The organism is Arthrobacter sp. C2 (assembly GCA_024207135.1).
In the GTDB taxonomy this organism is placed as follows: domain Bacteria; phylum Actinomycetota; class Actinomycetes; order Actinomycetales; family Micrococcaceae; genus Paeniglutamicibacter.
This window is the reverse complement of record CP042428.1, coordinates 1,741,944-1,763,705: the sequence shown is the minus strand read 5'-3', so window position 1 is coordinate 1,763,705 and position 21,762 is coordinate 1,741,944. Positions and strand designations below refer to the sequence as shown.

Genomic DNA, 21,762 nt, shown 5'->3' with positions numbered 1-21,762 from the left:
ATGACTGCCACCATCACCGAGCTTCGCGAGATCGCCTCGCGCGTCACCGACCCCGAAATCCCGGTGCTCACCATCGCGGATTTGGGGATCCTGCGGGACGTGGAACTGGCGGGCGACACCGTGGTCGTCACCATCACCCCCACGTACTCGGGATGCCCGGCGATGGATGCAATCACCGAGGACCTCGGCACCGTCTTCAGGGAATCCGGGTACCGGGACGTGAAGGTCAACCTGGTCCTGTCCCCGGCCTGGAGCACCGACTGGATGACCGAGTCGGGCAAATCCAAGCTCCAGGCCTACGGCATTGCCCCGCCCACGGGCACCGGCCACCGCGGCCCGGTGACCCTGGGGCTGGCCGTGAAGTGCCCGCAATGCCATTCGCTCAATACCAAGGAACTTTCCCGTTTCGGTTCCACTGCCTGCAAGTCCATGTACCAATGCAAGGACTGCCTGGAACCCTTCGACTACTTCAAGGTGCTCTCATGACAGACACGACTGCCTCCCTGCCCGCCAACGAGGGCATCGATCCAGAGGTCCCGGGCCGACGCCGGACCACCTTCCACACCCTGGAGGTCTCCGAGGTCCGCCGGCTCACCGCCGACGCCATCGAAGTGACCTTCGCGGTCCCCGCGGCGCTGCAGGGCCAGTACGACTACCTGCCGGGCCAGTACGTGGCCCTGCGCAAGGAACTGGAGGACGCCGACGGCAACCTCGTGGAGCTGCGCCGCAGCTACTCGATCTGCGCCGAGCCGACCGCCGGGGAAATTCATGTGGCCATCAAGCGCGACATCGGCGGCATCTTCTCCACCTGGGCCAACGAGTCCCTCGTGGCCGGCGACACCATGGACGTCATGAGCCCCACCGGCGGCTTCATCTCCAAGCACAAGATGAACGGGATGAACGACCCCGGGGACATCGACGTGGAAAACGAGGACACCTTCGTGGCGGTTGCCGCCGGCTCGGGCATCACCCCGGTCATGGCGATCGCCCGCACGGTGCTGGCCGCCAACAAGAACGTCCACTTTGACCTGATCTACGCGAACAAGGCCGCCATGGACGTGATGTTCCTGGAGGAACTGGCCGACTTGAAGGACCGCTACCCGGCCCGCTTTGCCCTGCACCACGTGCTGAGCCGCGAACAGCGAATCTCCCCGCTGCTCTCGGGCCGCATCGATGCCGAGAAGCTGAACAAGTTGCTCGGCGCGGTCATCCGCACCGACCAGGTCGACGAATGGTTCCTCTGCGGGCCCTTCGAGCTGGTCCAGCTGGTGCGCGACAACCTCGCCGCCCAGGGCGTCCCGGCCGAGAAGGTCCGCTACGAGCTGTTCACCACCGGCGAGCCGCACCGCCCCGAGGGAAACATCGGACGCCCGGTGCTGATCGACGAGTCCGACGAGACCTACCAGATCGCGTTCAAGCTCGACGGGCTGCAGGGCGAGGTCAAGAGCCCGGTCAAGGCGCGCGAAACCATCCTGAACGCCGCGCTGCGGGTCCGCCCGGACGTCCCGTTCGCCTGTGCCGGCGGGGTCTGCGGAACCTGCCGCGCCAAGGTCGTCGAGGGTTCGGTGGACATGGACGAGAACTACGCACTGGAACCCGACGAAGTCGAAAAGGGCTACGTGCTCACCTGCCAGTCCCGCCCCACCACCGAACGCGTGCTGGTCGACTACGACGCCTAGAAATAACCACATCGGCAAGGATCCATCCGCGAGGCGCGGGTGGATCCTTGCCGCAGGACCCGAGAAACCCCAGTGAACGGACCGAAGATGATTGAACTGAACATCACCGGCGGCGTGGCAGAGATCGTGCTCAATGCCCCCGAAAAGATGAACTCGCTGAACGAAGCCGCGCTGGCGGAACTGGAAGCCGCCTACGACAAGGCCGCCGAGGGCGTCGAAACCGGCCAGGTGCGCGCCCTGCTGCTGCGCGGCGAGGGCCGCGGCTTCTGCGCCGGGCGCGACATCTCCGGGGTCGTCCCGGCGGACGACGACGTCATGGGCTACCTCGGCGGGAAGGTGCAGCCGCTGCTGGCCAAGATGTCCTCCTTCCCGGCACCCACCTTCGCCGCCGTGCAGGGCGCCTGCCTCGGGGTCGGGCTGGGCCTGGCCATCGCCACCGACGTTGTCTACGTAGCGGAGAACGCGAAGATCGGTTCCCCCTTCGCCAACCTGGGCGCGACCCTGGATTCGGGAGGACACTGGCTGTTCACCGAGCGACTGGGCACGCACCGCACGCTGGATTTGATCTACACCGCCGAGCTCATCAGCGGCGCCGACGCCGTGGCCTCCGGGCTCTTCTCCCGGGCCATGCCGGCGGAGTCCCTGCTGGAAACCACGCGCGAGATCGTCGCGAAGGTCGCGACCGGAGCCACCGGCGCGTTCCGTGCCTCGAAGGAACTGGTCGCCGAAATCCGCGACGCCCGCCTGGGACTGTGGGACTCGATGGCCAACGAGAACCAGGCCCAGGCCGACCTCTGCGCGACCGAGGACTACGCCGAGGGATTCGCGGCCTTCCAGGAAAAGCGGAAGCCCGCCTTCAAGGGCTGATTTTCCGGATTGAATCGAAGCGGTGCCCCTGCGACGAACGGGGGGCGTCGCTTTGTCCGGCAGGGCACGCTCTGATCGCCATGATTGCCTTGGCCCGGTGAACCCGGTACTCGTGGCAGATGCATGCCTCATCGGGACACCGGAAGCCGTACTCGGTCACCGGACGAGGTCGCTTGGAAAAATTCAGAGTAGCAACGCAGCATAGCCATGGATAGGCGACCAGACATTGGTTTGGTTGCGCCATGTCCATGTTCGCGCTGGACGCGGCGCTTGCCCACTGCGGCAACCAGGTGGGCCACCTTGGAGACATGGACATGGCCTCCGCGGGAGCCCATGGAAAGCGCCATGTGGCAGACAACCCATGCCTTCTCGAGGTCGGGAAGGTATGGGAAGCAAGGTAGGTGGCACCTGCAAGCAGGCGCACCACGCCATCCAGGTTCAATCAAGCGGCACTACCGCAAGCCATCGATCTGGCCACAGGCGGGACGGCTGCCTTGCGGTGCTGCTACCTGCAGAGTGGCTCTCAATCCGTCATGCGGATGCGTCTATGACCATCCAGGGGTTGTACCCAGAGGCAGTCGCGCCGGGCCTGGGCTTCCGAAAACCAAACCCGCTGTGGAACGGTCCGGGTTGCCACCAACGCGGTCGAACTGACATGCTCAATGCCATGCGTCCCAACCCGATCGTCATCCTGAGCATCGTTGTCACCCTTGCCGCAAACATCGCGTTGGACACGTTTACGGATGTTCCCATGCTGATTCGTTGGACTCTATCGGTTGGCCTTGGGCTGCTCGCCACCCTCGCACTGAGCAAGTGGTCCCAACGCCGGAAAAGCCGGCGTAACAACGATGCATTGGACCGCCCGTAGGTCGGCGACGGAACAAACCTCCAGGAGCGGGCATGCCGAGGTCGAAGCGTCGCAACGTCCTCGACCCGGTGGCGACCACGGATCCGTCGGGTGCCGTGTAGAACGAAAACGTCGTCCCCGACCTCACCTTGAACTTCGCAGCCCATCGGCCCGCCGCGTTCCCTGTGGGAGTTGTGTCGGATTTTTTCGTTCCAACAGGGGTCCCCGGGACCAGGTTATTCCGACTCGGCGGCCTCGCCGGGAGGAAGCCGCCGAGAACTCCTCCCGGCAGTTCGAAAAGAACCAAGGCCTCTCGCGGGAAGCGCCAGAAACCGTGCCACAGGGCATCCTGGATTCCCGTCCTCCGCACGTGGGCAGCGGCCTGTGGGACGGGAGTCTTCGTGGAGGGTGTGGGCTCGAACCGAATCCTGGCGGGGATGATGATCGGTCACATAGGTGCAGGTGATCGTTCTTCGTGCAACATTGGAACAATGTCACCATTCGCCTTGTCCACGTCCCCAGTCATCCCCGATGCCGAGATCCTCTCGCTGTACGACTCTGTTGGCTGGACGGCCTACACCAAGAGCCCGGATGTGCTCCTCCAGGCGATCAAGAGTTCTTCCTTTGTCGTATCTGCCTGGAGCGAGGGCGGCAAGCTGGTTGGTCTCGCCCGGACGATTTCCGACGATGCAACGATCTGCTACCTCCAAGACATCCTGGTTCATCCGGACCTTCACCGAACCGGCGTGGGGCGTGCCCTCTTTGAGCAGGTGCTGGAGCGATACGACCACGTACGCCAAATGGTGCTCATCACGGACGACGAGCCACAGCAACGTGCCTTCTACGAGTCCATGGGGTTGACCGAAGGCGCCGATTTCAGCGGTCGACCGGTGCGTGTCTTCGCCAGGTTCCGCTAGCGGCGGGTCGAACCAAAGCCAAGGCTTCTGCGCGTCAAGGTCTGAACGGTGAGGTGCATCCGGACCGATTGGGAGGCCTGTGTCGGCCGGCCTGTGGCAGGATTGAACGATGCATCCCGAGTGGTTCGATAGGCCAGGTGGGGAACCCGTGGAGCTGTGTGCGGGCGATCCATTGTGGCCGGAAGCGGCGGCGGAATGGGCGGTCCGCATCCGAAGCGCGATCTTGCCAACGCTCGCGACAGTGGAGCATGTGGGCTCGACAGCGGTCCCTGGGCTGGTTGCCAAGCCGGTGCTCGACCTCCAAGTAGCAGTGCCCGACATAACCCACGAGGCTGCCTACCGTCCCGGCCTGGAATCGCTCGGCCTCGTGCTCCGGCAGCGTGCTTCCGAGCACCGTTTCTTCCGCCCGCCGGCCGGAGAACCTCGGACAGTGCACGTGCACGTCTGCGGGAGCGGGTCAGCTTGGGAGCGAGACCACTTGCGTTTCCGCGACCGGCTTCGAGCCGATCCCGCTCTTGCCGCCCGATACGCCGCGCTGAAACGCAGTCTCGCCGGTCAGGTTGGCCACGATCGGTTTGCCTACAACGACGGCAAGTCGCAATTTATCGCGGATGCCATTGCCCAGCGGTAGCCATCTCAAAACGGTGCTCCCGGTGGCCGATCGAAGTGGTGCGCGCTCCTTGGCGGAAAGAGACTGATCTTCCCTTTGGCCTCCCTGGGGAAATTTCCGGGGGCGGTCACCCGCAGTGGTTCGGCTCTTGCCGCGACCACGGTGCTGGCTCGTGGGACGCCAGCGGGCTATTGCCTGTTGGCGTCGATTTCGCGCACGTGGACGCGAACAAGGTCTTCGACCAAGCGGCCGGGCAGCGTCTTATCCAGCGTAAATTGGATCGCGTGTTCGGTGGTCTTGTAGCCCTTGAGCTGGTCCCTCAACGCTTCGATCGCCCACGAGGACGGGTAGAAGCTCATGTGCTTCTTGGACGCGGTGAAGTACACCAGTGCCCGGTTCTTGTATTTGAGCGTCGGCATCCCGTAGCTTATGGTTTCCTCGGTGTCCGGCACGAGCTGCGTGACGAGCGCACGGATCCGTTCGAGTTCGGCTCGGACCGCGGGGTCGAGCGCCTTGAGATACTCTTCGACGTTCTTCGCTTTTTCACCCATGACTCGAGTGTAGCGATCCGCGGCCCTGGCTACGCGTCGGTGACGACGCTCCCGGGCCCGCGGCGGCGGTACCCATCCTCCGCCACGAGGACTGGGGCGGGACCGGATTCCTCGGTCGCTGAAGTTGATCCTGCAGCAGTCCCTTGAAGAGGCCGGATTCCGGGACGCCATACCCTGGCACCTGGACGAGGAATGCCCGCCATGGTGTGTCCCACGGACGGCCCCCGAGGGGAACGGTTGCATGGCCTTGGTTCTTTGTTTGGCGCCCTGGACACGTGTGGCCGGTCCGCTCACTGCCTCGGTCGGCGGCCGGCGTGCGGGTGCTACTTGGTGCCGTGGGCCGACAGGCCGGCGATGACCGAGGGCAGGAAGCCGGGGTAGGCCCGCTCCATGTCGTCGATTCGCAGGAGGTTCATCCTGGAGGTGCCGACGTAGTACTGGTGCAGGACACCTGCCTGCCGCAGGGCAGCGAAATGGTGGGTTGCCGTGGATGCCTTGATGGGCAGTTCGATGGCTCCGCAGCTCAGTGCTTCCTGCGCGTTGGCCAGTTGCTTGAGGATGCTCAGGCGCACGGGGTCTGCGACGGCGGCGAGGATGCGGGGGAAATCGAAGTCGGCGATGTCGGGTTCGTCCGAGATCTTGGTGGTTCTTGCCATGGTTGTCCTCCTGTCAGCCTTCGATCCTACTAGTCGCCGCCGTCCGCCGGTTAGCTGACCTGGATGACGATCTTCCCGAACGCGCCGCGGGAGAGCTGGTCGTAGGCGGCGTGGGCTTCCTCGAAGGGGTAGACGGTGTCGATGACCGGGTGGATGGTGTGTGCGTCGAGGAACGTGGCCAGGTCGCGGAAGGCGCGCAGGTGCCCGACCGCGATCCCCTGGATCTGGGCCTGGTGCCAGATCACGTCCATCAGGTCCAGGGTGGCGCTCTGGCCCTGGAGGAAGCCGATGACCGCGACCAGGCCGTTGCCCTTGGTGGCACGGACCGAATCCCGCAGCCCGTCGCCGCCGACGACGTCGAGCACGACATCCACGCCCTGGCCGTCGGTCATTTCCAGGACGGCGGCAGCCCAGTCCGGGGTGGTGCGGTAGTTGATGGTGTCGGTCGCCCCCAGCTCGCGAGCCCTCAGGAGCTTCTCGTCGCTGCTTGAGGTCACGATCACCCGGGCTCCGAGGGCCGAGGCGAGTTGGATGGCGAAGATGGATACGCCGCCGGTGCCCTGGACCAGGACGGTGTCGCCGGCTTTCACCTTGCGGTACTCGCGCAGGACGAACCATGGAGTGAGCGCCGCGATGGGCAGGGTCGATGCTTCAAGGTCGGTCATGTCCCGGGGAGTGGGGACGACGTTGTCCTCGCCGAGGATCTGGTATTCGGCCAGCCCGCCGTTGATGGGCCCGCCGGTCTGGAAATCGGCGTATTCGTTCAACCACGGCCCGTCGTGCCAGGTGGAATAGAAGTGCGAGGTCACGCGGTCCCCGACCTTGTATTTCGTCACGCCTGCGCCGACGGCGGCCACGACTCCTGCGGAGTCGGCCACAGGGATAAGCCCCTTCGGCATTTTTTCCGGTGCGTAGATGCCATCCACCAGGGCCTTGTCCCGGTAGTTCAGCGAAACGGCCGAGACCTTGACCAGAAGTTCCCCGGCAGCCGGCTGGGGTGTCGGGATCTCGTGCAGGTTGAGGTTCTCGAGGCCGAAGTCGTCTAGCATCCAGGCGCGCATATGTGTCCTATCGTGTGGGCGGGGCACCGTGCCTCGCTTCGTCCATTCTTCGCCTTATTTCGATCTACGTCAAATATGATGAATATCGAACAATGCCCGTTCAGGCGCCGGCCCGGCACTCACCTACGCGGTCCGATGCCGCGGGAGCGCATCCTCCGTGCTCCGTGTTTTTAGCCGCCTTGCCATTGAAATCGACGCATCGCCCCGAACGGGGTGTTCCGCCTGGGTGCCGACCAAGCGTCCTGAGGCCGGTATTCTGCCAGTCTTTCCGATCTCGTGGGTGCCGGGTTGTAGATCGGCGGCTATCGCCGCGGCGTACAAACGTGGTGAATCGTGGCCAGCTCGGCAATTCCATCCGGGAGCTCAGGGCAAGAAAAAACAACATGACCCAAGTTGAGCTTGCCGCCCGGGTCGGCGTGACCCGGCAAACCATCATTGCCATCGAACAAGGGAAATAATCGCCATCTCTGGAGACCGCTTTCCTCATCGCCCATGTCCTGGGAAAACCGCTCACGCGGGTCTTTAGCTACGCGCCGGGATCGCAGGGCGGAAGCTGAACCTAATTCCCAGGCCGATTCCCGCTCCGCAGCAATGACATCAGCGGCAACGCCGCAAAAGCGGTCAGGCCCACCCAGATCCACATTGCCAACTGCAGGCCCAGCGCGTCGCCCGCCAATCCGCCCACGATGCCAAGGACGGGTACCGGCCCCATGGTGAACACCAGTCGGAATCCTTGCTGTCGTCCCATCATCTCGTCCGGGGTGAACTTGGCCAGCAAGCCGTAGGCCGTGGCGTTGTAGGAAACCATTAGCGCGTTGTAAAGAACCGAATGGCACACCACCATGGCAATGGCTGCACCCGGGACGGACGCGGCCAAGGGGAGAACGGCAACGGTAAGCGGCAGGCTGAGGATCGACAGTGCCAAGACCCCGTTCTCGCCCAGCCTCCTGACGAGCGAGGGAACGGCAAGGGAGCCGAGCAATCCGCCGACGGCGATGGTCGAGATGACCAACCCGATGACCTGGGGGCTGAAACCCAGGACCTTGACGAAATAGAGGGTCTCCAACGCCGAACCGAATGCCAGGCCCATGTTGGTGATCGCGGATGAGGAAACCAGGGCACGAATGGTTCGGTGCTTGAGGGTGAACCGGAGTCCTTCGGCGAAGGACTCCCTGAATCCGACCCGTGGGGCGGGATCTTCCGGGGACGCGACGGATCCGGATTTCTTCCTGAAGCCCCGCAGCAGGGTTGCTGCGGCCAGCAGGTTTGCGGCCCCTGCCACGATGAGGGTGAACGGCGCCGACATCACGGCGACAAGGACGCCGGCGATTCCCGGGGAGATGATTCCCACCGAGGTGTCCACGGTTTCCTTGCGGGCGTAGGCGCTGGAAACCAAATCGCGTCCCACGATGCCCGGGATCGCCGATCCGGCACCCATGCCCCACAACATGCCTGCCACTCCGACCAGGAACGACACGATCACCAGCTGCTGGTAGGTCAGCACGCCGGCGGACCTGGCCAGCGGCACCGAGAAAATCGCCAACCCGGAGGCCAGCTGTGCCCACAGCATGGTCTTCACCCGGTTGACGCGGTCGAGCATGATGCCCGCGGGGATGGCCAGAAACAGGAAGGCCACCGACTCGGAGGCGTTGAGGAATCCAATCTGGGTGGCGGTGGCGCCAAGGGCATAGATGGCGACCAGGTCGTTGGCTACGTTCAGGATGCCCGAGGCCACGGAGCCAAACGCGATGGACAGCAGCAAGGTCGGGAACCCGGGGCGGTGTCGCAGCAGTTGGACGGGTTCGGCTGCCAGGGGATCGGTGCCGCCCGCCTTGTCCACCGTTTCCTCGTCCACGAAACTCCCCGTTCTCCCGTCTCGGATCAAGCCATTGGGAAGAGTCTATGGGTGCTTCGGCATTTAGCGAGTGTCGACATCCTCGAAGACCAGGAACGTCTGGGTGTCCAGTATGCCGGGCATGGCCTGGAGCTGTTCAAAGATCACCCTGCGCAGATCCACATTGTCGCGGGCGCGCACCAGGAGGATCACGTCGAAGTTCCCGCCGACGAGTCCGATGTGGTGGACCTCGGGCATCGCGGCGAGGCGCTCGCGCAGCTCGCGCCAGGAGTGCTGGCGCAATTTCAGCGTGACGTAGGCGCTGGCCCGCAGGCCGGCGCGAAGCGGATCGATGACTGCGGTGTAGCGCGTGATGACCCCCTCGTCCTGGAGCCGGTTGATCCGGGAATAGGCATGCGCACGGGAGACATGGACCTTTTGCGCGACGGTGGTCACTGACTGGCGACCGTCCTTGGTGAGTTCCTCCAGGATCCGTCGATCCACCTCATCGAGCCGAACCGAGGGAGTCTCCATCAAATGCCTCTTTCCACTTTGTCCAAAAACCGTCATGTAGCGACGGTCACACTTTCAATCTGTCTCCAAGAGTAGTCATCCTATGCGCACTTTTCCAGAATATTCCAAGAAGCTGGATACGTTTCATGCCAAATACCCATAATTAAGGCAAGAACTGACGCTTGGGTGGGCATGGCCCAATGCCCTTGTCCCGAAAAACCAGAAAGGCGTGAACCGTGACGACCACCGAACCACGCGATGCAATCGAGCAGGTGAGCAGCAAATTCGGGATCACCCCCGAGGACTACATGCTCCCTGCGCGCACCGAAATCCACATGCTCGACATCAACGGCAAGCTGCACCCCTCGGGGCAGCAAGGGGCCGAACCCGGCCACGAATACCCGCTGCCAAGCCCCAAGGCCTTGGTGGACGCCTACGAGCAACTGGTCATTGGCCGGCGCGTCAACGACCAGAATTCCGCCCTGGTGCGCCAGGGCCGCATGGCCGTCTATCCCTCCAGCCACGGGCAGGAGGCCTGCCAGGTGGCGGCTGCCCTGTGCCTGGGCGAGAACGACTGGATGTTCCCCACCTACCGCGACACCGTCGCGGTGATGGCCAAGGGTGTGGCGCCCATGGAAGTGATGGCCGGGTTCCGCGGGGACTGGCACAGCGGGTATGACCCGAAGCAGTACAAGGTCTCGATCCAATCCACGCCGCTGACCACCCAGCTTTTGCACGCGGTGGGCGTGGCCCACGCGGCCAAGCTGCGCGGCGAGGACACCGTGGTGCTGGCGATGTGCGGCGACGGCGCCACGTCCGAGGGCGACTTCCACGAGGCACTGAACTTCGCCGCGGTCTTCAACCTTCCGGTGATCTTCTTCGTGCAGAACAACCAGTACGCGATCTCCGTGCCGCTGTCCCAGCAGTCGGTTGCACCCTCCCTGGCCCACAAGGCCGTCGGCTACGGCATGGCCGGCGAGCGCGTGGACGGCAACGACCTGGTGGCCCTGCTGGCCGTGCTGGGCCGTGCGGTCCGTCTGGCCCGAGAGGGCAACGGCCCGCTGCTGGTCGAGGCGCACACCTACCGCATGCAGGCGCACACCAATGCCGACGACGCCACCCGATACCGCGAGGATTCCGAGGTGCAGGGCTGGATCGACAAGGACCCGGTCACCCGCATGCGCACCTACCTGGCCGATGCCGGGCTGCTGCCCCAGGACACCGAGGCACGGATCACCGCCCATGCGGAGGCCGTCGCCACGGCCCTGCGCGACGGCATGAACTCGGAAAACGTTCCCGACCCGGCCGACCTGTTCGCCCACGTCTATTCGACACCCACCACCCAGATGGCCGAGCAGGCTGCGATGCTCGCCGACGAACTCGCCCGCGAGGAGGACGCAAAATGAGCCCCACGGCAACCACATCTTCGGCGGCCAACGGCAACGTTTCAGCCGCCACCGCCGCAGCCGCGGCACGCACCGCCGACGCCGGGACCCAGCCGGTCACCTTCGCCAAGGCGCTGAACAGCGCCCTGGCCGACGCCATGGCACTGGAGGATTCGGTCCTGGTCTTCGGCGAGGACGTCGGGGTCCTGGGCGGGGTCTTCCGCATCACCGACGGCCTGACCAAGCGCTTCGGCACCGGGCGCTGCTTCGACACCCCGCTGGCCGAGTCCGGCATCGTGGGCATGGCCATCGGCATGGCGATGAACGGCATGCGCCCGGTCATCGAGATGCAGTTCGACGCCTTCGCCTACCCGGCCTTCGAGCAGATCGCCTCGCACGTGGCCAAGATGCACAACCGCACCAAGGGCAGGATGCCCCTGCCGATGGTCATCCGCATCCCGTATGCCGGCGGCATTGGGGGAGTGGAGCACCACTGCGACTCCTCCGAGTCCTACTACGCCCACACCCCGGGCCTGAAGGTCTTCACCCCGGCCACGGTGCGCGACGCGTACCTGATGCTGCGCGAGGCCATCGACTCCCCGGACCCGGTCATTTTCATGGAACCCAAGAAGCTGTACTGGACCAAGGAGCAGGTGGACCTGGAGGCGCTGCGGCTCTCGCACGAGACCGATGCGGTGCCACCGACCGAGGGGCGCGCCGCGGTGGCCCGCTCGGGCACCGACGCGACGCTGATCGCCTACGGTCCCTCGGTGTCCACCGCGATGGCCGCGGCCGAGGCAGCAGCCCTGGAGGGCCGCAGCCTCGAGGTCATCGACGTGCGCACCATCGTCCCGCTCGACGACGCAACGATCTGCGAGTCCGTCCGCAAGACCGGGCGCGCGGTGGTTATCGCCGAGGCGCCGGGCTTCGCCTCGGTCTCCAGCGAGATCGTCGCCCGGATCCAGGAGCGGTGCTTCCACTCGCTGGCTGCTCCGGTGCTGCGCGTGACGGGATTCGACACCCCGTACCCGGCCCCGAAACTCGAGAAGTACTACCTGCCATCCGTTGACCGCATCCTGGATGCCGTGGATGCATTGCAATGGGAAGAAGGGGCATGAGCGTGAAGACCTTTTTGTTGCCGGACCTTGGCGAGGGATTGACCGAGGCCGAGCTGGTGAAATGGCTGGTTGCCGTGGGCGACACCATCGTCATCGACCAGCCCGTCGCGGAAGTCGAAACCGCCAAGTCGATGGTGGAGGTGCCCAGCCCCTACGCCGGAACCGTCCATGAGCTCCACGGCACCGTCGGCGAAATGGTGCTGGTGGATTCCCCGCTGTTTTCGGTGTTGGAGGAAGGCGCGGTCGCCCCGGCGGCGCCCGCCGTGGAACCCAAGTCCGGCATCCCGGAACGCGAGGTCGCCCAGAGCTACCGCGAGGAGGAACGAGCCGGAACCAAGGCCCCGGCGAGCGAAGGTTCGGGCAACGTGCTTATCGGCTACGGAACCCCGGAGGGGCTCTCGGCCAAGGCACGCAAGCGCCGCCCGCGCACCGATGCCGGCACCGCACCGGCCACCGCCATCGGGGTGCCCGCCGCCGTGCCGCGCCGCGCCCCTCTGGTGATCTCGCCACTGGTGCGCAAACTGGCCCGGGACCACGGCATCGACATCGCCACGCTCAACGGCAGTGGTGCCGGCGGGCTGGTCCTGCGCTCGGACATCGAGGCGGCTGCCGCCGCAACCACGGCAGCGCCGGTGGCGCAGGCCGCGGCACCGACCGCCGAACCGGCGCGCGAGGCTGCCTCGGCATCCGGGGCCGAGGGCGGAATCGATGCGCGCTCGGGCCTGGGAATTTCCACCAGGACCCCGATCAACGGCGTGCGCAAGACCATCGCCCAGGCCATGAGCCGGTCGCGCAGCGAGATCCCCGAGGCCACGGTTTGGGTGGACGTGGACGCCACCAACCTGGTGCGGATGCGTTCGGCCATGAAGGGAACCGACCCGGACAACACCCCGGGGCTGCTGGCCTTCATTGCGCGCTTCGTGGTTGCCGGGCTGCAGAAGTACCCGGCGCTCAACTCCCGCATCGAGCACAACGCGCAGGGTGAAGCCGAGATCGTGGGCTTCGAGGGCATCAACCTGGGCATTGCCGCGCAGACAGAACGTGGCTTGATGGTCCCGTCCATCCGCAACGCCCAGCTGCTCAGCGCCCGCGGGCTGAATGCCGAACTGGCACGGTTGACCGAGGTCACCCGTTCCGGCAAGGCCACGGTCGCCGAGCTCACCAGCGGCACCTTCACCCTGAACAACTACGGGGTCTTTGGCGTCGACGGTTCCGCGGCGATCATCAACTACCCGGAAGTTGCGATCCTGGGCGTCGGGCGGATCATCGACAAGCCCTGGGTCGTGGACGGCGAGCTCGCGGTCCGCAAGGTCACCGAGTTGACGCTGGCCTTCGACCATCGGGTTTGCGACGGCGCCACGGCCGCCGGCTTCCTGCGCTTCGTGGCCGACGCAATGGAAAACCCGGCCTCGGTCCTGGCGGACCTGTAGCGGTTTCCCGTATCGCGGCCTAGCAGGTGCCCGCGGCGAGAGGTTCCTCATGGAACCGCGCCGCGGGCACCTGCGCATCCGCCGCCGGGGCTCAGGGATGCTGCCGCTGGCACGTGATTCGCCTCGCCATCGCCAACCGCCTTGGCCGAGGCCCGGATCAGCTTCCCACCACCCCCTATTGAAAGCGGCGGCGACCAACTATCCTGATGCCATGGAAAAGCTACCTGCTGAATACGAGCATTACCTTGTAGGCAAGGACGAACTCCACATCGAAACGGTCATGCCGATCTTCCGGGAGTCCATGGCCGAAGGCAAGTACGGGGTTCACATCCGCGGACTCGGCGGCCATTCCGAACAGGCCTTCGTTGACGAGACCGTCCCCTTCGGGAAGATCAAGATCACCGTTCCCTAGCACCTGCCGTTCCACGGTGGTGCCACCCGATTCCCCGGCATGCCCCTGCGGTCCCCGGGGAATCGGTTTTGCCCGGACCGATTTTCATGCAGAATGTGGATATCGCCAAAACACCGGCACCGCCCGGCACCGAGGAAACGGGGAACCGCCATGAAGCAGCCCTTGGTACCCAGCGTGGAACAGCTTGCCCCGCATTGCTGGCGACTGCTCAACCACGGATTTTCCATGAACACCGGCCTGATCGTGGGCCAGGACCGCGCCGCTGTCATCGACACCGGCTCCGGGCCGCGGGAAGCGGAGGGCCTGTATGCGGCCATCCGCAAGATCACCGACCTCCCCTTGCTTGTGGTCAACACCCATGCCCACGGCGACCACGTCTTTGGCAACGGCTACTTTGCCGCGCAGGGCGTTGAGAACTTCCACGCCACGGCAGCGGCAATCGAGCACCTGCGCCGCAACGGGGAGTTCGAGCGCCAGCTGGTGCGCTTCCTGGAACCCGAAATGGCCCTGCGCCAGGGAGACCACTCGGGCATCGTCGTGCCGGCCAACATCGTCGCGGAAACCGGGGGCACGCTGGAGCTTGGCGATGTCACCGCGCAGCTCTTTGGCCTGGGCCCCGGGCACACCAGCGGAGACCTTCTGGTGCGCTGCGGCAAGGTGTTGTACACCGGCGACCTGGTCGAGGAGGGCGGACCGCCGAACTTCGAGGATTCGAACCCCTATCTCTGGGCGGAGGTGCTGGGCAGGCTCGTGCGCGAATGCGACGACGACGTGGTGGTGGTGCCCGGGCACGGAAACCCGGTTGACCTGGAATTCGTGCGCCGGCAGCACCGCGAAATGCTGGCCGCAATCCTGGAAGGGGAAACCATCGTGCGCTCCTGGCCGACCGGAAGCTTCGACCCCACCGCCCACCAATTGGAAGTGCTGCCCTACGGCCCCGAACAATCCACGATCTTCCTGCAAAGGCTGAGCAAAACCATGCCATAGCCCGTTCAGTAGGATGAACACATGAGTGCACAAACTTTCAGCCTGCGGAGGATCGCGGTGAAAGTGTATTCACCTTCCCTGCTGTACGGACTGGGGCTGGGTGCGGTCACGCCCATCATTGCCCTGTCCGCCCTGGACCGCGGGGCCAACCTGGCCACGGCCGCACTGGTCGTCACGCTGGTCGGCGTGGGCTCCCTGGTTTCCAATGTCCCCGCCGCGGTGCTGACCACGAAGGTCGGCGAACGGCTGGCCATGGTCTTCGCTGCAGGGTGGGCGGCCCTGGGCATGGTGCTGGGCATCGTCCCCTCGAGCCTCGGCCTCTTTGCCGTGGGCGTGACGATGCTGGGGATGGCCGGGGCCGTGTTCAACCTGGCCCGGCAGACCTATCTGGCCGAGGCCGTCCCGCTGGAATTCAGGGCCAGGGCCATGTCAACCCTGGGCGGGGTGATGCGCATCGGGGTTTTCATCGGACCTTTCGCCGCCACCCTGGCCATGAAGTGGCTCGGCATCGCCGGGGCCTACTGGGTGGGCATGGTGGCCATGGCCATTGCCACGGTCGTATGCCTGTGGATTCCGGACCTGGAGACCCGGGCGCCGGTTGAAGCAGGCCAAAGCCGCGCCGGGGGATCGATGCTCTCCATTGCCAAGGACCAGTGGCGGATCCTGCTGGGGATCGGGCTGGGCATCGTTTGCATCTCCGCGGTGCGCTCAACCCGCCAGGTCGTGCTTCCCCTGTGGGGCGAAAGCATCGGGTTGGACGCGGCCACGATCTCGTTGGTCTACGGGTTCTCCGGGGCCATCGACATGCTGATCTTCTACCCCGCGGGCAAGGTCATGGACAAGCGCGGCCGGGCCTGGGTCGCGGTGCCCTGCATGGCGGTGATGTCGTTGGCGCTGTTCCTGCTGCCGCTGACCCACTCCATGCCCACGATGCTGGCCGTGGCCATGGTGCTGGGATTCGGCAACGGCATCGGCTCGGGAATCGTGATGACCCTGGGAGCCGACTACTCGCCGGTGGCCGGGCGGCCCAAGTTCCTGGGGCTGTGGCGGTTGATGTCCGACACCGGCGCCATGGCCGGACCGGTGCTGCTCTCGGTCCTGGTGGCCGTAGCGACGCTGGGCGCCGGGGTGATGGCGATCGGCGGGATCTCGCTGCTGGGAGCGGGGATCTTCGGTTATTTCATTCCTCGGACCAACCGGCGGCGGATGGGTGCCCCGTAACGGGCAAAAAGCTCATGAATGAACCAGCCCGTGACCATGGCGGTGCCAAGGACCAATGCCAGGCCCACGGCCAGGAAGACGAACAGGGCGCCGTTCCCTACGGTACCGATCGCCGGGTGGTCCATGGCCAGCGCGAGGCCCAGTGCCGCTGCCGCAGCCACGGCGCCCACCACCGCTGAGGCGCGCAAGAGCCGCTCGGGAACCGACCTGGAGCCGGCGGCCGCGGTGCGGGGTCCGGGACCGCTCCCGTGGGCATGGCGCAGGAACAACCCGGCCAGCACGCTCCACCAAGCAACCACCAGGTAGGCGGCAAGCACGTCGCTGGGGCGGTGCCAGCCCAGCACCAGCGTCGAGGCCCCGGCCACCGCTGCGTAGGCCCAGCCCAGCAGGGCCACCGGCGGACGGTGCGCCACGGGGGCGACGATGAAGATCGCGGCCATGGCCGCGGCGGCGAACGTCGTGTGCCCCGAGGGGAACGAGTTCATCGAGGCGCCCGAAATGTTCAAATCCGGCCGCACCAGCAACACATGCTTGAGCAATTGGGTGGATCCGGCGGCACCCAGCAGCAGGGCCCCGGCTACCGCGGGGCGCAGGAAATCGCGCCTGCGAAGCAGGGCAAAGAGGATGAATCCGCCGGCCAGCAGCGCCGAGGCCGCCGGCATGTGGTCCAGGAAGGCCAGCGCGGGGCCCCGGGTCTTGTCCGCAGCCAGGAACGCCTCGCCGCCCAGCAACGCCGCCTCGTCGATCCATTGGCCGAGCTTGGTCATCACGAAGAAGCTGTAGCAGGCCCAAAAGAGGGCAGCCAGCAGCACCAACGCGCCGTACCAGGGGAGCAGGGCGCTGCCCGTTGATTGGTTGGGCGGGGGCTTGGAGGAAAAACTCATTGCCAACAGGGTTTCACACAATCCTTGCCGGTGGCCCGGAACGTGGGCTTTCTCCCATGGATCCGCCAAGCCCGCGCACGAGGAGAGGGCAACGCCGCAGCGGGTTACGGACCTCGACGATCCATTGACAAATTAATTTGTCAGTGAGATTCTTGGAAACATGTTGGACCTCGAAGTGATCGAAGACCCGCGGGCCGCGGCGGCAACGCTGGACCCGATGCGCCAGCGGCTGCTGGCCGAGCTGGCCGAACCCGCCTCGGCGAGCATGCTGGCGGCCAGGCTGGAGATCCCGCGCCAGAAAATCACCTACCACTTGAACCAGATGGCCGAACTCGGGCTGCTGGCCCAGGTGGAATTGCGCCACAAGGGCATCATGACCGAACGGCTCATGCAGGCAACCGCGGCGTCCTACGTGATCTCGCCGCAAAGTCTTGCGTCGCTCACCCCGGCGCCCGCGGTCCTGCGGAACGAATTCTCCGCAACCTGGCTGCTTGCCCTGGCCGCACGAACGATCCGCGAGGTCGGCGCCCTTCTCATCGGCGCACGCAAGGTGCGCAAGGGCTTCGGTACCTTCGCCATCGACGCGGACATCGTCTTCGCATCCGCCCGCGAACGGGCGGAATTCAGCGCCGAGCTCGGCCTCGCCGTCGCCCGGCTCGCCACCAAGTACCACGACAACACCAACGCACCCGCTGCCCGGGCCCACCGCCTGGTCGTGGCCCTGCACCCCACCTTGAAGGAAGGTACGCCATGAGCAAGGAATTCGAGATCGTCGAAGAACTGGCGATCGACAGCACACCGGAACGGATCTGGGAAGCTGTCACCAACGGCACCGCAGCCTGGATGTTCCCCACGGACCAATGGCCCTCCGTGCGCACGGTGGACGAGTACCCCACGCACCTGGTTACCCGGATGGACGGACCCGACGGCTGGTTCAACCAGCTCGAGCACGTGCTGACCCCGGGGGAGAACGGCACCGCGCTGCGCTACGTCCACTCGGGAATCTTCGTCGACGACTGGGACAACCAATACGACGGGGCCTCCAAGCACACCGCCTTCTACCTGCATACCCTGGGCGAGTACCTGCGCCACTTCGATGGGCTCCCGGTGGCCTTCAGCGACATCCAGGGACCCGAGGCCTCTAAGGCCCCGAACGCACTGGAAACCTGGCTTTCGGCCCTGGGCCTGGACGACGCCGCGGCCGGCGCCGAACTGGAACTCCAACTGCCCGGGCGCGGAACCACCCGGGCCACCGTGGACTTCCGCAACGAGAACTTCGTGGGTCTGCGCACCTCCGACGCACTGGTGCGGATCTTCGGCCGCAACGCCTTCGGCGGCCCCGTTGGGCTGACGGTGCACGACTTCGCCACGGGCGCCGATGCGCAGGCCAACACCGCGGCCTGGCAGGAAGCGCTCGACGCCGCCTACCAGGGCTGAGCATCAACGGAAGATAGGCTGGAGCCCATGACCCAGTTGCCCGACCTTGACGAGCTCATCAACGCCTCACATGTGATTTCCCTGCCCATGACCGTGCAGTTCCGCGGCGTGCGGCACCGCGAGGCGATGCTCTTTGAGGGCCCGGCGGGCTGGGGCGAGTTCTCTCCCTTCCTGGAATACGGTCCGGCCGAGGCCTCGGCCTGGCTGCGCTCGGGGATCGAAGCTGCGTGGGAAGGCCACCCGGATCCGGTGCGCCAATCCGTTCCGGTCAACGCCACCCTGCCGGCCGTGGGCCCCGAAAGGGTCGCTGCCGTCCTGGCTTCCTACGACGCGGCGCACACGATCAAGGTCAAGGTCGCCGAAACCGGCCAGGACCTTGCCCAGGACGTGGCCCGCGTGGCCGAGGTCCGCCGGTTGTTTCCCGAGGCCGCCATCCGCATCGACGCCAACATGGGCTGGACCCATGACGAAGCCCTGGCCGGACTGGAAGCGCTGGCCGGATTCGGGCTGCAATACGCCGAACAGCCCGTGGCGGGAATCGACGGCCTGGCGCGGGTGCGCGAGGAAGTCGCACGCCGCGGACTCGGGGTGCTGATCGCCGCCGACGAATCGGTGCGCAAGGAATCGGACCCGCTCGCGGTGGCCCGTGCCGGGGCTGCCGACCTGATCGTGATCAAGGCCCAGCCGCTGGGCGGGGTCCGTCGGGCGCTCCAAGTGGTTCGCGATGCCGGGTTGCCCGCGGTGGTTTCCTCCGCCCTGGACACCTCCATCGGCCTGCGCCAGGGCGCCGCACTCGCCGCCGCGCTGCCGGAGCTGCCCTACGCCTGCGGGCTGGCCACCGGTTCGCTTTTTTCCTCCGACATCACCAACGACAGGTTCCTGGCCGTGGGCGGGGAACTGCACTTGCGGGACATCGCCGCCGATCCCGACCTGCTGCGCAAACACGAGGTCAACGCCGAACGCCGCAGCTGGTGGCACCACCGCCTGGCCGACTGCCACCGGGAATTACTTGCGCCCAACCGGTAGCCGGTGCAGGGTACCTTCCCGCCGCAAATGCCGGATCTCCGCCGGCTTCGTGACCCGTGCCACGATTCGGCCCCCGCACCTCGAAACGGACACCCACCGCTTGCCTGCCGTTAACCTTGCGGCGGCCGGACGCTCACCGGTGGCTGGAACGCTGGGAATCGAAGTCATCCACTCGATAGCGTTGCACGGAGAAAACCATGAGCCTTACACGAACCTTCCTTCCCATGCTCGGCCACACCCGCGGCAACCGCGACGCGGCCACCTGCCACTTCAAGTGCGGCAACGCCTGCGCCAAGGACGTGTGCAACACCAGCTCCAACAGCTACTTCCGCGACATCGCCGACGCAGCCCTGAGCCGCCGCTCCATCCTGGGCATCGGTGCCGTGGCTTCGGCCGCACTCGTCATCGGCGTTGACACCCTGGGGGCACCGGGAGCCCAGGCGGACACCATCGTGGCCCCGCAGGGCGGCGGGAAGCTGTCCTTCCAGGCCATCGCCCCGGTGCCGCGCACGGTTGATGCCATGACGGTACCGGAGGGCTACGACTGGGCCCCGATCATCCGCTGGGGCGACCCGCTGTTCAACCACGCACCGAAGTTCGACATCACCAAGCAGAGCGCCAAGCGCCAGGCCGGCCAGTTCGGCTACAACAACGACTACCTGAACATCATCGTGGACAAGTACTCCGGACGCTCCGGCGTGCTGGTGGCCAACCACGAATACACCAACGAAGACCTGATGTTCGACCCCGCCTGGTTCGAGGCGAACAAGGCCGAGGCCGCGAAGATCGCCATGGCCGCCCACGGGTTCTCCGTGGTCGAGGTCAAGCGCGTGAAGGCCGGCACGCCCTGGAGCTACGTCCGCGGGGGCGAGCGCAACCGCCGCATCACCGCCACCACGGCCTTTGCCATCGACGGCCCGGCCGCCGGGTCCGAGCTGCTCAAGACCGTCGCGGACCCCACTGGCCGCAAGGCGCTGGGCACCCTGAACAACTGCGCCGGCGGCACCACCCCGTGGGGCACCGTGCTCTCGGGGGAGGAGAACTTCAACCAGTACTTCCGCGGCACCGGCTCGGCGACCGACGCCCGCTACGGCATCTCCGACAAAGCCACCGAGCGCGGCTGGGAGGACGTGGACCCGCGCTTCTCCGCCCACAACCCGGGCTACGAGAACGAGATCAACCGCTTCGGCTGGATCGTGGAGATCGACCCGCAGAACCCGGACTCGACCCCGGTGAAGCACACCGCGCTGGGCCGCTTCAAGCACGAGGGAGCCAACGTCCTCATTGCCAACGACGGGCGGGTCGTGGCCTACTCGGGCGACGACGAGCGCTTCGACTACGTCTACAAGTTCGTCTCCAAGGCGAAGTACCGCCGCGGGGACCGCAAGCACAACATGGGCCTGCTCTCGGAAGGCGACCTCTACGTCGCCAAGTTCTCCGGCAACTCCCCGGCCTCCCAGATCGACGGGTCGGCCGCCGTTCCCGCCGACGGTTCCTTCGACGGCACCGGCACCTGGATCCCTCTGGTCAAGGACGGCGCCTCCCAGGTCCCGGGCATGAGCCTGGAAGAGGTGCTCGTTTACACGCGCCTGGCCGGCGACAAGGTCGGGGCCACCAAGATGGACCGCCCCGAGGACGTCGAGCCGAGCCCGGTCACCGGAAAGCTCTACATCGCCCTGACCAACAACACCCAGCGTGACACCACCGGCAAGGCAACCGTGGACGAGGCCAACCCGCGCACCCGGAACCGCGACGGCCACGTCATTGAGCTGACCGAGGCCAACAACAACGCGACGGGCACCGCATTCGCCTGGAACATCCTGTTGGTCGCCGGGGACCCGTCCAAGGACGCGAGCACCTACTTCTCCGGCTACCCCAAGGAGAAGGTCTCCCCGATCTCCTGCCCGGACAATCTGGCCTTCGACTCCAAGGGCAACCTGTGGATCTCCACCGACGGGCAGCCGGGCACCATCGGGTACTGCGACGCCCTGCACAAGGTCACCCTGACCGGAGCGGACCGCGGCCGCGTCGAACAGTTCCTGGCCGTCCCGGCCGGCGCCGAGACCTGCGGCCCGCTGATCCACGACCGCGACGGTTCGGTGTTCGTGGCCGTGCAGCACCCCGGCGAGGGCGGCACCTTTGCCGACCCGATCTCGTTCTTCCCGGACTACGTGCTGAACCCCTCCAAGGCCAAGCGCGGCGAGGTCTACGGCCCCCGCCCCTCGGTGGTCCAGGTCTTCACCTCGGCCAAGGGCCACGGTCCCAAGAAGTAGCCGCGCTTCGCCGCATGCGTGCGGCGTCGATGCGCCACCGAGCGCCCTTGGCGG

The 21,762-nt window shown here is 66.0% G+C and carries 23 protein-coding genes; 17 read left to right on the top strand and 6 right to left on the bottom strand.

All coding sequences use genetic code 11. The annotated features are described in order from the left end of the window. The 6 genes from paaD to FPY90_RS08260 all read left to right on the top strand — a co-directional run bounded on the left by paaD (position 1) and on the right by FPY90_RS08260 (position 4,941). Positions 1-486: a 1,2-phenylacetyl-CoA epoxidase subunit PaaD gene (gene paaD / locus FPY90_RS08285; RefSeq protein WP_071212834.1), complete on the top strand. Its 486-nt coding sequence runs from the start codon at positions 1-3 to the stop codon at positions 484-486. Continuing rightward, positions 483-1,679 (top strand): 1,2-phenylacetyl-CoA epoxidase subunit PaaE, encoded by a 1,197-nt coding sequence (gene paaE / locus FPY90_RS08280; protein ID WP_071212835.1) that lies wholly within the window; start codon positions 483-485, stop codon positions 1,677-1,679. The genes paaD and paaE overlap by 4 nt, the downstream gene beginning before the upstream one ends. 87 nt (positions 1,680-1,766) lie before the next feature. Further along, positions 1,767-2,546 carry an enoyl-CoA hydratase/isomerase family protein gene (locus tag FPY90_RS08275; protein WP_071213227.1) on the top strand — a complete coding sequence of 260 codons (780 nt, stop codon included), beginning with the start codon at positions 1,767-1,769 and terminating at the stop codon, positions 2,544-2,546. A 547-nt stretch (positions 2,547-3,093) separates the two neighbouring features. Further along, positions 3,094-3,414 carry a hypothetical protein gene (locus FPY90_RS08270; protein ID WP_139194663.1) on the top strand — a complete coding sequence of 107 codons (321 nt, stop codon included), beginning with the start codon at positions 3,094-3,096 and terminating at the stop codon, positions 3,412-3,414. A 485-nt stretch (positions 3,415-3,899) separates the two neighbouring features. Next, a complete protein-coding gene (locus FPY90_RS08265) occupies positions 3,900-4,310 on the top strand; it encodes a GNAT family N-acetyltransferase (RefSeq protein WP_498684950.1) in 411 nt (136 codons plus the stop codon). 109 nt (positions 4,311-4,419) lie between these two features. Further along, complete coding sequence (locus tag FPY90_RS08260; protein WP_071212838.1) at positions 4,420-4,941, top strand: GrpB family protein; 522 nt, start codon at positions 4,420-4,422, stop codon at positions 4,939-4,941. A 167-nt stretch (positions 4,942-5,108) separates the two neighbouring features. Here the strand turns inward: FPY90_RS08260 and FPY90_RS08255 are convergent, their stop codons facing one another. The 3 genes from FPY90_RS08255 to FPY90_RS08245 form a co-directional block, all read right to left on the bottom strand. After that, complete coding sequence (locus FPY90_RS08255) at positions 5,109-5,471, bottom strand: iron chaperone (protein ID WP_071212839.1); 363 nt, start codon at positions 5,469-5,471, stop codon at positions 5,109-5,111. Positions 5,472-5,794: 323 nt separating this feature from the next. After that, complete coding sequence (locus FPY90_RS08250; RefSeq protein ID WP_071212840.1) at positions 5,795-6,127, bottom strand: ArsR/SmtB family transcription factor; 333 nt, start codon at positions 6,125-6,127, stop codon at positions 5,795-5,797. Between the two features lie 50 nt (positions 6,128-6,177). After that, on the bottom strand, positions 6,178-7,188 hold the full coding sequence (locus FPY90_RS08245) for a zinc-dependent alcohol dehydrogenase family protein (protein WP_498684948.1): 1,011 nt from the start codon (positions 7,186-7,188) through the stop codon (positions 6,178-6,180). A 92-nt stretch (positions 7,189-7,280) separates the two neighbouring features. Here FPY90_RS08245 and FPY90_RS08240 point away from each other — a divergent pair, with 92 nt between their 5' ends. Beyond that, positions 7,281-7,646 carry a helix-turn-helix transcriptional regulator gene (locus FPY90_RS08240; RefSeq protein WP_498685551.1) on the top strand — a complete coding sequence of 122 codons (366 nt, stop codon included), beginning with the start codon at positions 7,281-7,283 and terminating at the stop codon, positions 7,644-7,646. Positions 7,647-7,747: 101 nt separating this feature from the next. Here FPY90_RS08240 and FPY90_RS08235 read toward each other — a convergent pair whose 3' ends face one another. Both FPY90_RS08235 and FPY90_RS08230 read right to left on the bottom strand, forming a co-directional pair. Next, positions 7,748-9,043, bottom strand: coding sequence for an MFS transporter (locus FPY90_RS08235; protein WP_498684946.1), 1,296 nt, complete (start codon positions 9,041-9,043; stop codon positions 7,748-7,750). A gap of 63 nt (positions 9,044-9,106) precedes the next feature. Continuing rightward, a complete protein-coding gene (locus FPY90_RS08230; RefSeq protein ID WP_071212844.1) occupies positions 9,107-9,556 on the bottom strand; it encodes an Lrp/AsnC family transcriptional regulator in 450 nt (149 codons plus the stop codon). A gap of 215 nt (positions 9,557-9,771) precedes the next feature. On the opposite strand from FPY90_RS08230, the gene FPY90_RS08225 reads away from it, so the two are divergent. The 6 genes from FPY90_RS08225 (at position 9,772) to FPY90_RS08200 (ending at position 16,088) form a co-directional block, all read left to right on the top strand. Further along, entirely contained in the window at positions 9,772-10,941 is a 1,170-nt protein-coding gene (locus tag FPY90_RS08225) for a thiamine pyrophosphate-dependent enzyme (RefSeq protein WP_071212845.1), read from the top strand. Continuing rightward, positions 10,938-12,038 carry an alpha-ketoacid dehydrogenase subunit beta gene (locus FPY90_RS08220; protein ID WP_071212846.1) on the top strand — a complete coding sequence of 367 codons (1,101 nt, stop codon included), beginning with the start codon at positions 10,938-10,940 and terminating at the stop codon, positions 12,036-12,038. Before FPY90_RS08225 ends, FPY90_RS08220 begins: the two co-directional genes overlap by 4 nt. Next, on the top strand, positions 12,035-13,468 hold the full coding sequence (locus FPY90_RS08215) for a dihydrolipoamide acetyltransferase family protein (RefSeq protein ID WP_071212847.1): 1,434 nt from the start codon (positions 12,035-12,037) through the stop codon (positions 13,466-13,468). Before FPY90_RS08220 ends, FPY90_RS08215 begins: the two co-directional genes overlap by 4 nt. Positions 13,469-13,679: 211 nt before the next feature. After that, entirely contained in the window at positions 13,680-13,880 is a 201-nt protein-coding gene (locus FPY90_RS08210; protein WP_071212848.1) for a hypothetical protein, read from the top strand. Between the two features lie 150 nt (positions 13,881-14,030). Next, on the top strand, positions 14,031-14,867 hold the full coding sequence (locus tag FPY90_RS08205) for an MBL fold metallo-hydrolase (protein WP_498684943.1): 837 nt from the start codon (positions 14,031-14,033) through the stop codon (positions 14,865-14,867). Positions 14,868-14,888: 21 nt separating this feature from the next. Further along, complete coding sequence (locus tag FPY90_RS08200; RefSeq protein ID WP_498684942.1) at positions 14,889-16,088, top strand: MFS transporter; 1,200 nt, start codon at positions 14,889-14,891, stop codon at positions 16,086-16,088. Here the strand turns inward: FPY90_RS08200 and FPY90_RS08195 are convergent. Next, the gene (locus tag FPY90_RS08195) at positions 16,043-16,972 is read right to left on the bottom strand and encodes a phosphatase PAP2 family protein (RefSeq protein ID WP_498684940.1); all 930 of its coding nucleotides are present in this window, start codon (positions 16,970-16,972) and stop codon (positions 16,043-16,045) included. The two genes, FPY90_RS08200 and FPY90_RS08195, sit on opposite strands and share 46 nt — an antisense overlap. A 160-nt stretch (positions 16,973-17,132) precedes the next feature. Here FPY90_RS08195 and FPY90_RS08190 point away from each other — a divergent pair, with 160 nt between their 5' ends. From FPY90_RS08190 to FPY90_RS08175, 4 genes are all read left to right on the top strand, one after another. Next, the gene (locus tag FPY90_RS08190; RefSeq protein WP_071212852.1) at positions 17,133-17,726 is read left to right on the top strand and encodes a winged helix-turn-helix domain-containing protein; all 594 of its coding nucleotides are present in this window, start codon (positions 17,133-17,135) and stop codon (positions 17,724-17,726) included. Then, complete coding sequence (locus tag FPY90_RS08185; RefSeq protein WP_498684939.1) at positions 17,723-18,409, top strand: SRPBCC family protein; 687 nt, start codon at positions 17,723-17,725, stop codon at positions 18,407-18,409. Before FPY90_RS08190 ends, FPY90_RS08185 begins: the two co-directional genes overlap by 4 nt. Positions 18,410-18,436: 27 nt before the next feature. Continuing rightward, positions 18,437-19,435 carry an o-succinylbenzoate synthase gene (locus FPY90_RS08180; protein WP_498684937.1) on the top strand — a complete coding sequence of 333 codons (999 nt, stop codon included), beginning with the start codon at positions 18,437-18,439 and terminating at the stop codon, positions 19,433-19,435. Between the two features lie 197 nt (positions 19,436-19,632). Next, positions 19,633-21,708, top strand: coding sequence for a PhoX family protein (locus FPY90_RS08175; protein WP_498684935.1), 2,076 nt, complete (start codon positions 19,633-19,635; stop codon positions 21,706-21,708). The last annotated feature ends 54 nt before the right edge of the window (positions 21,709-21,762 follow it).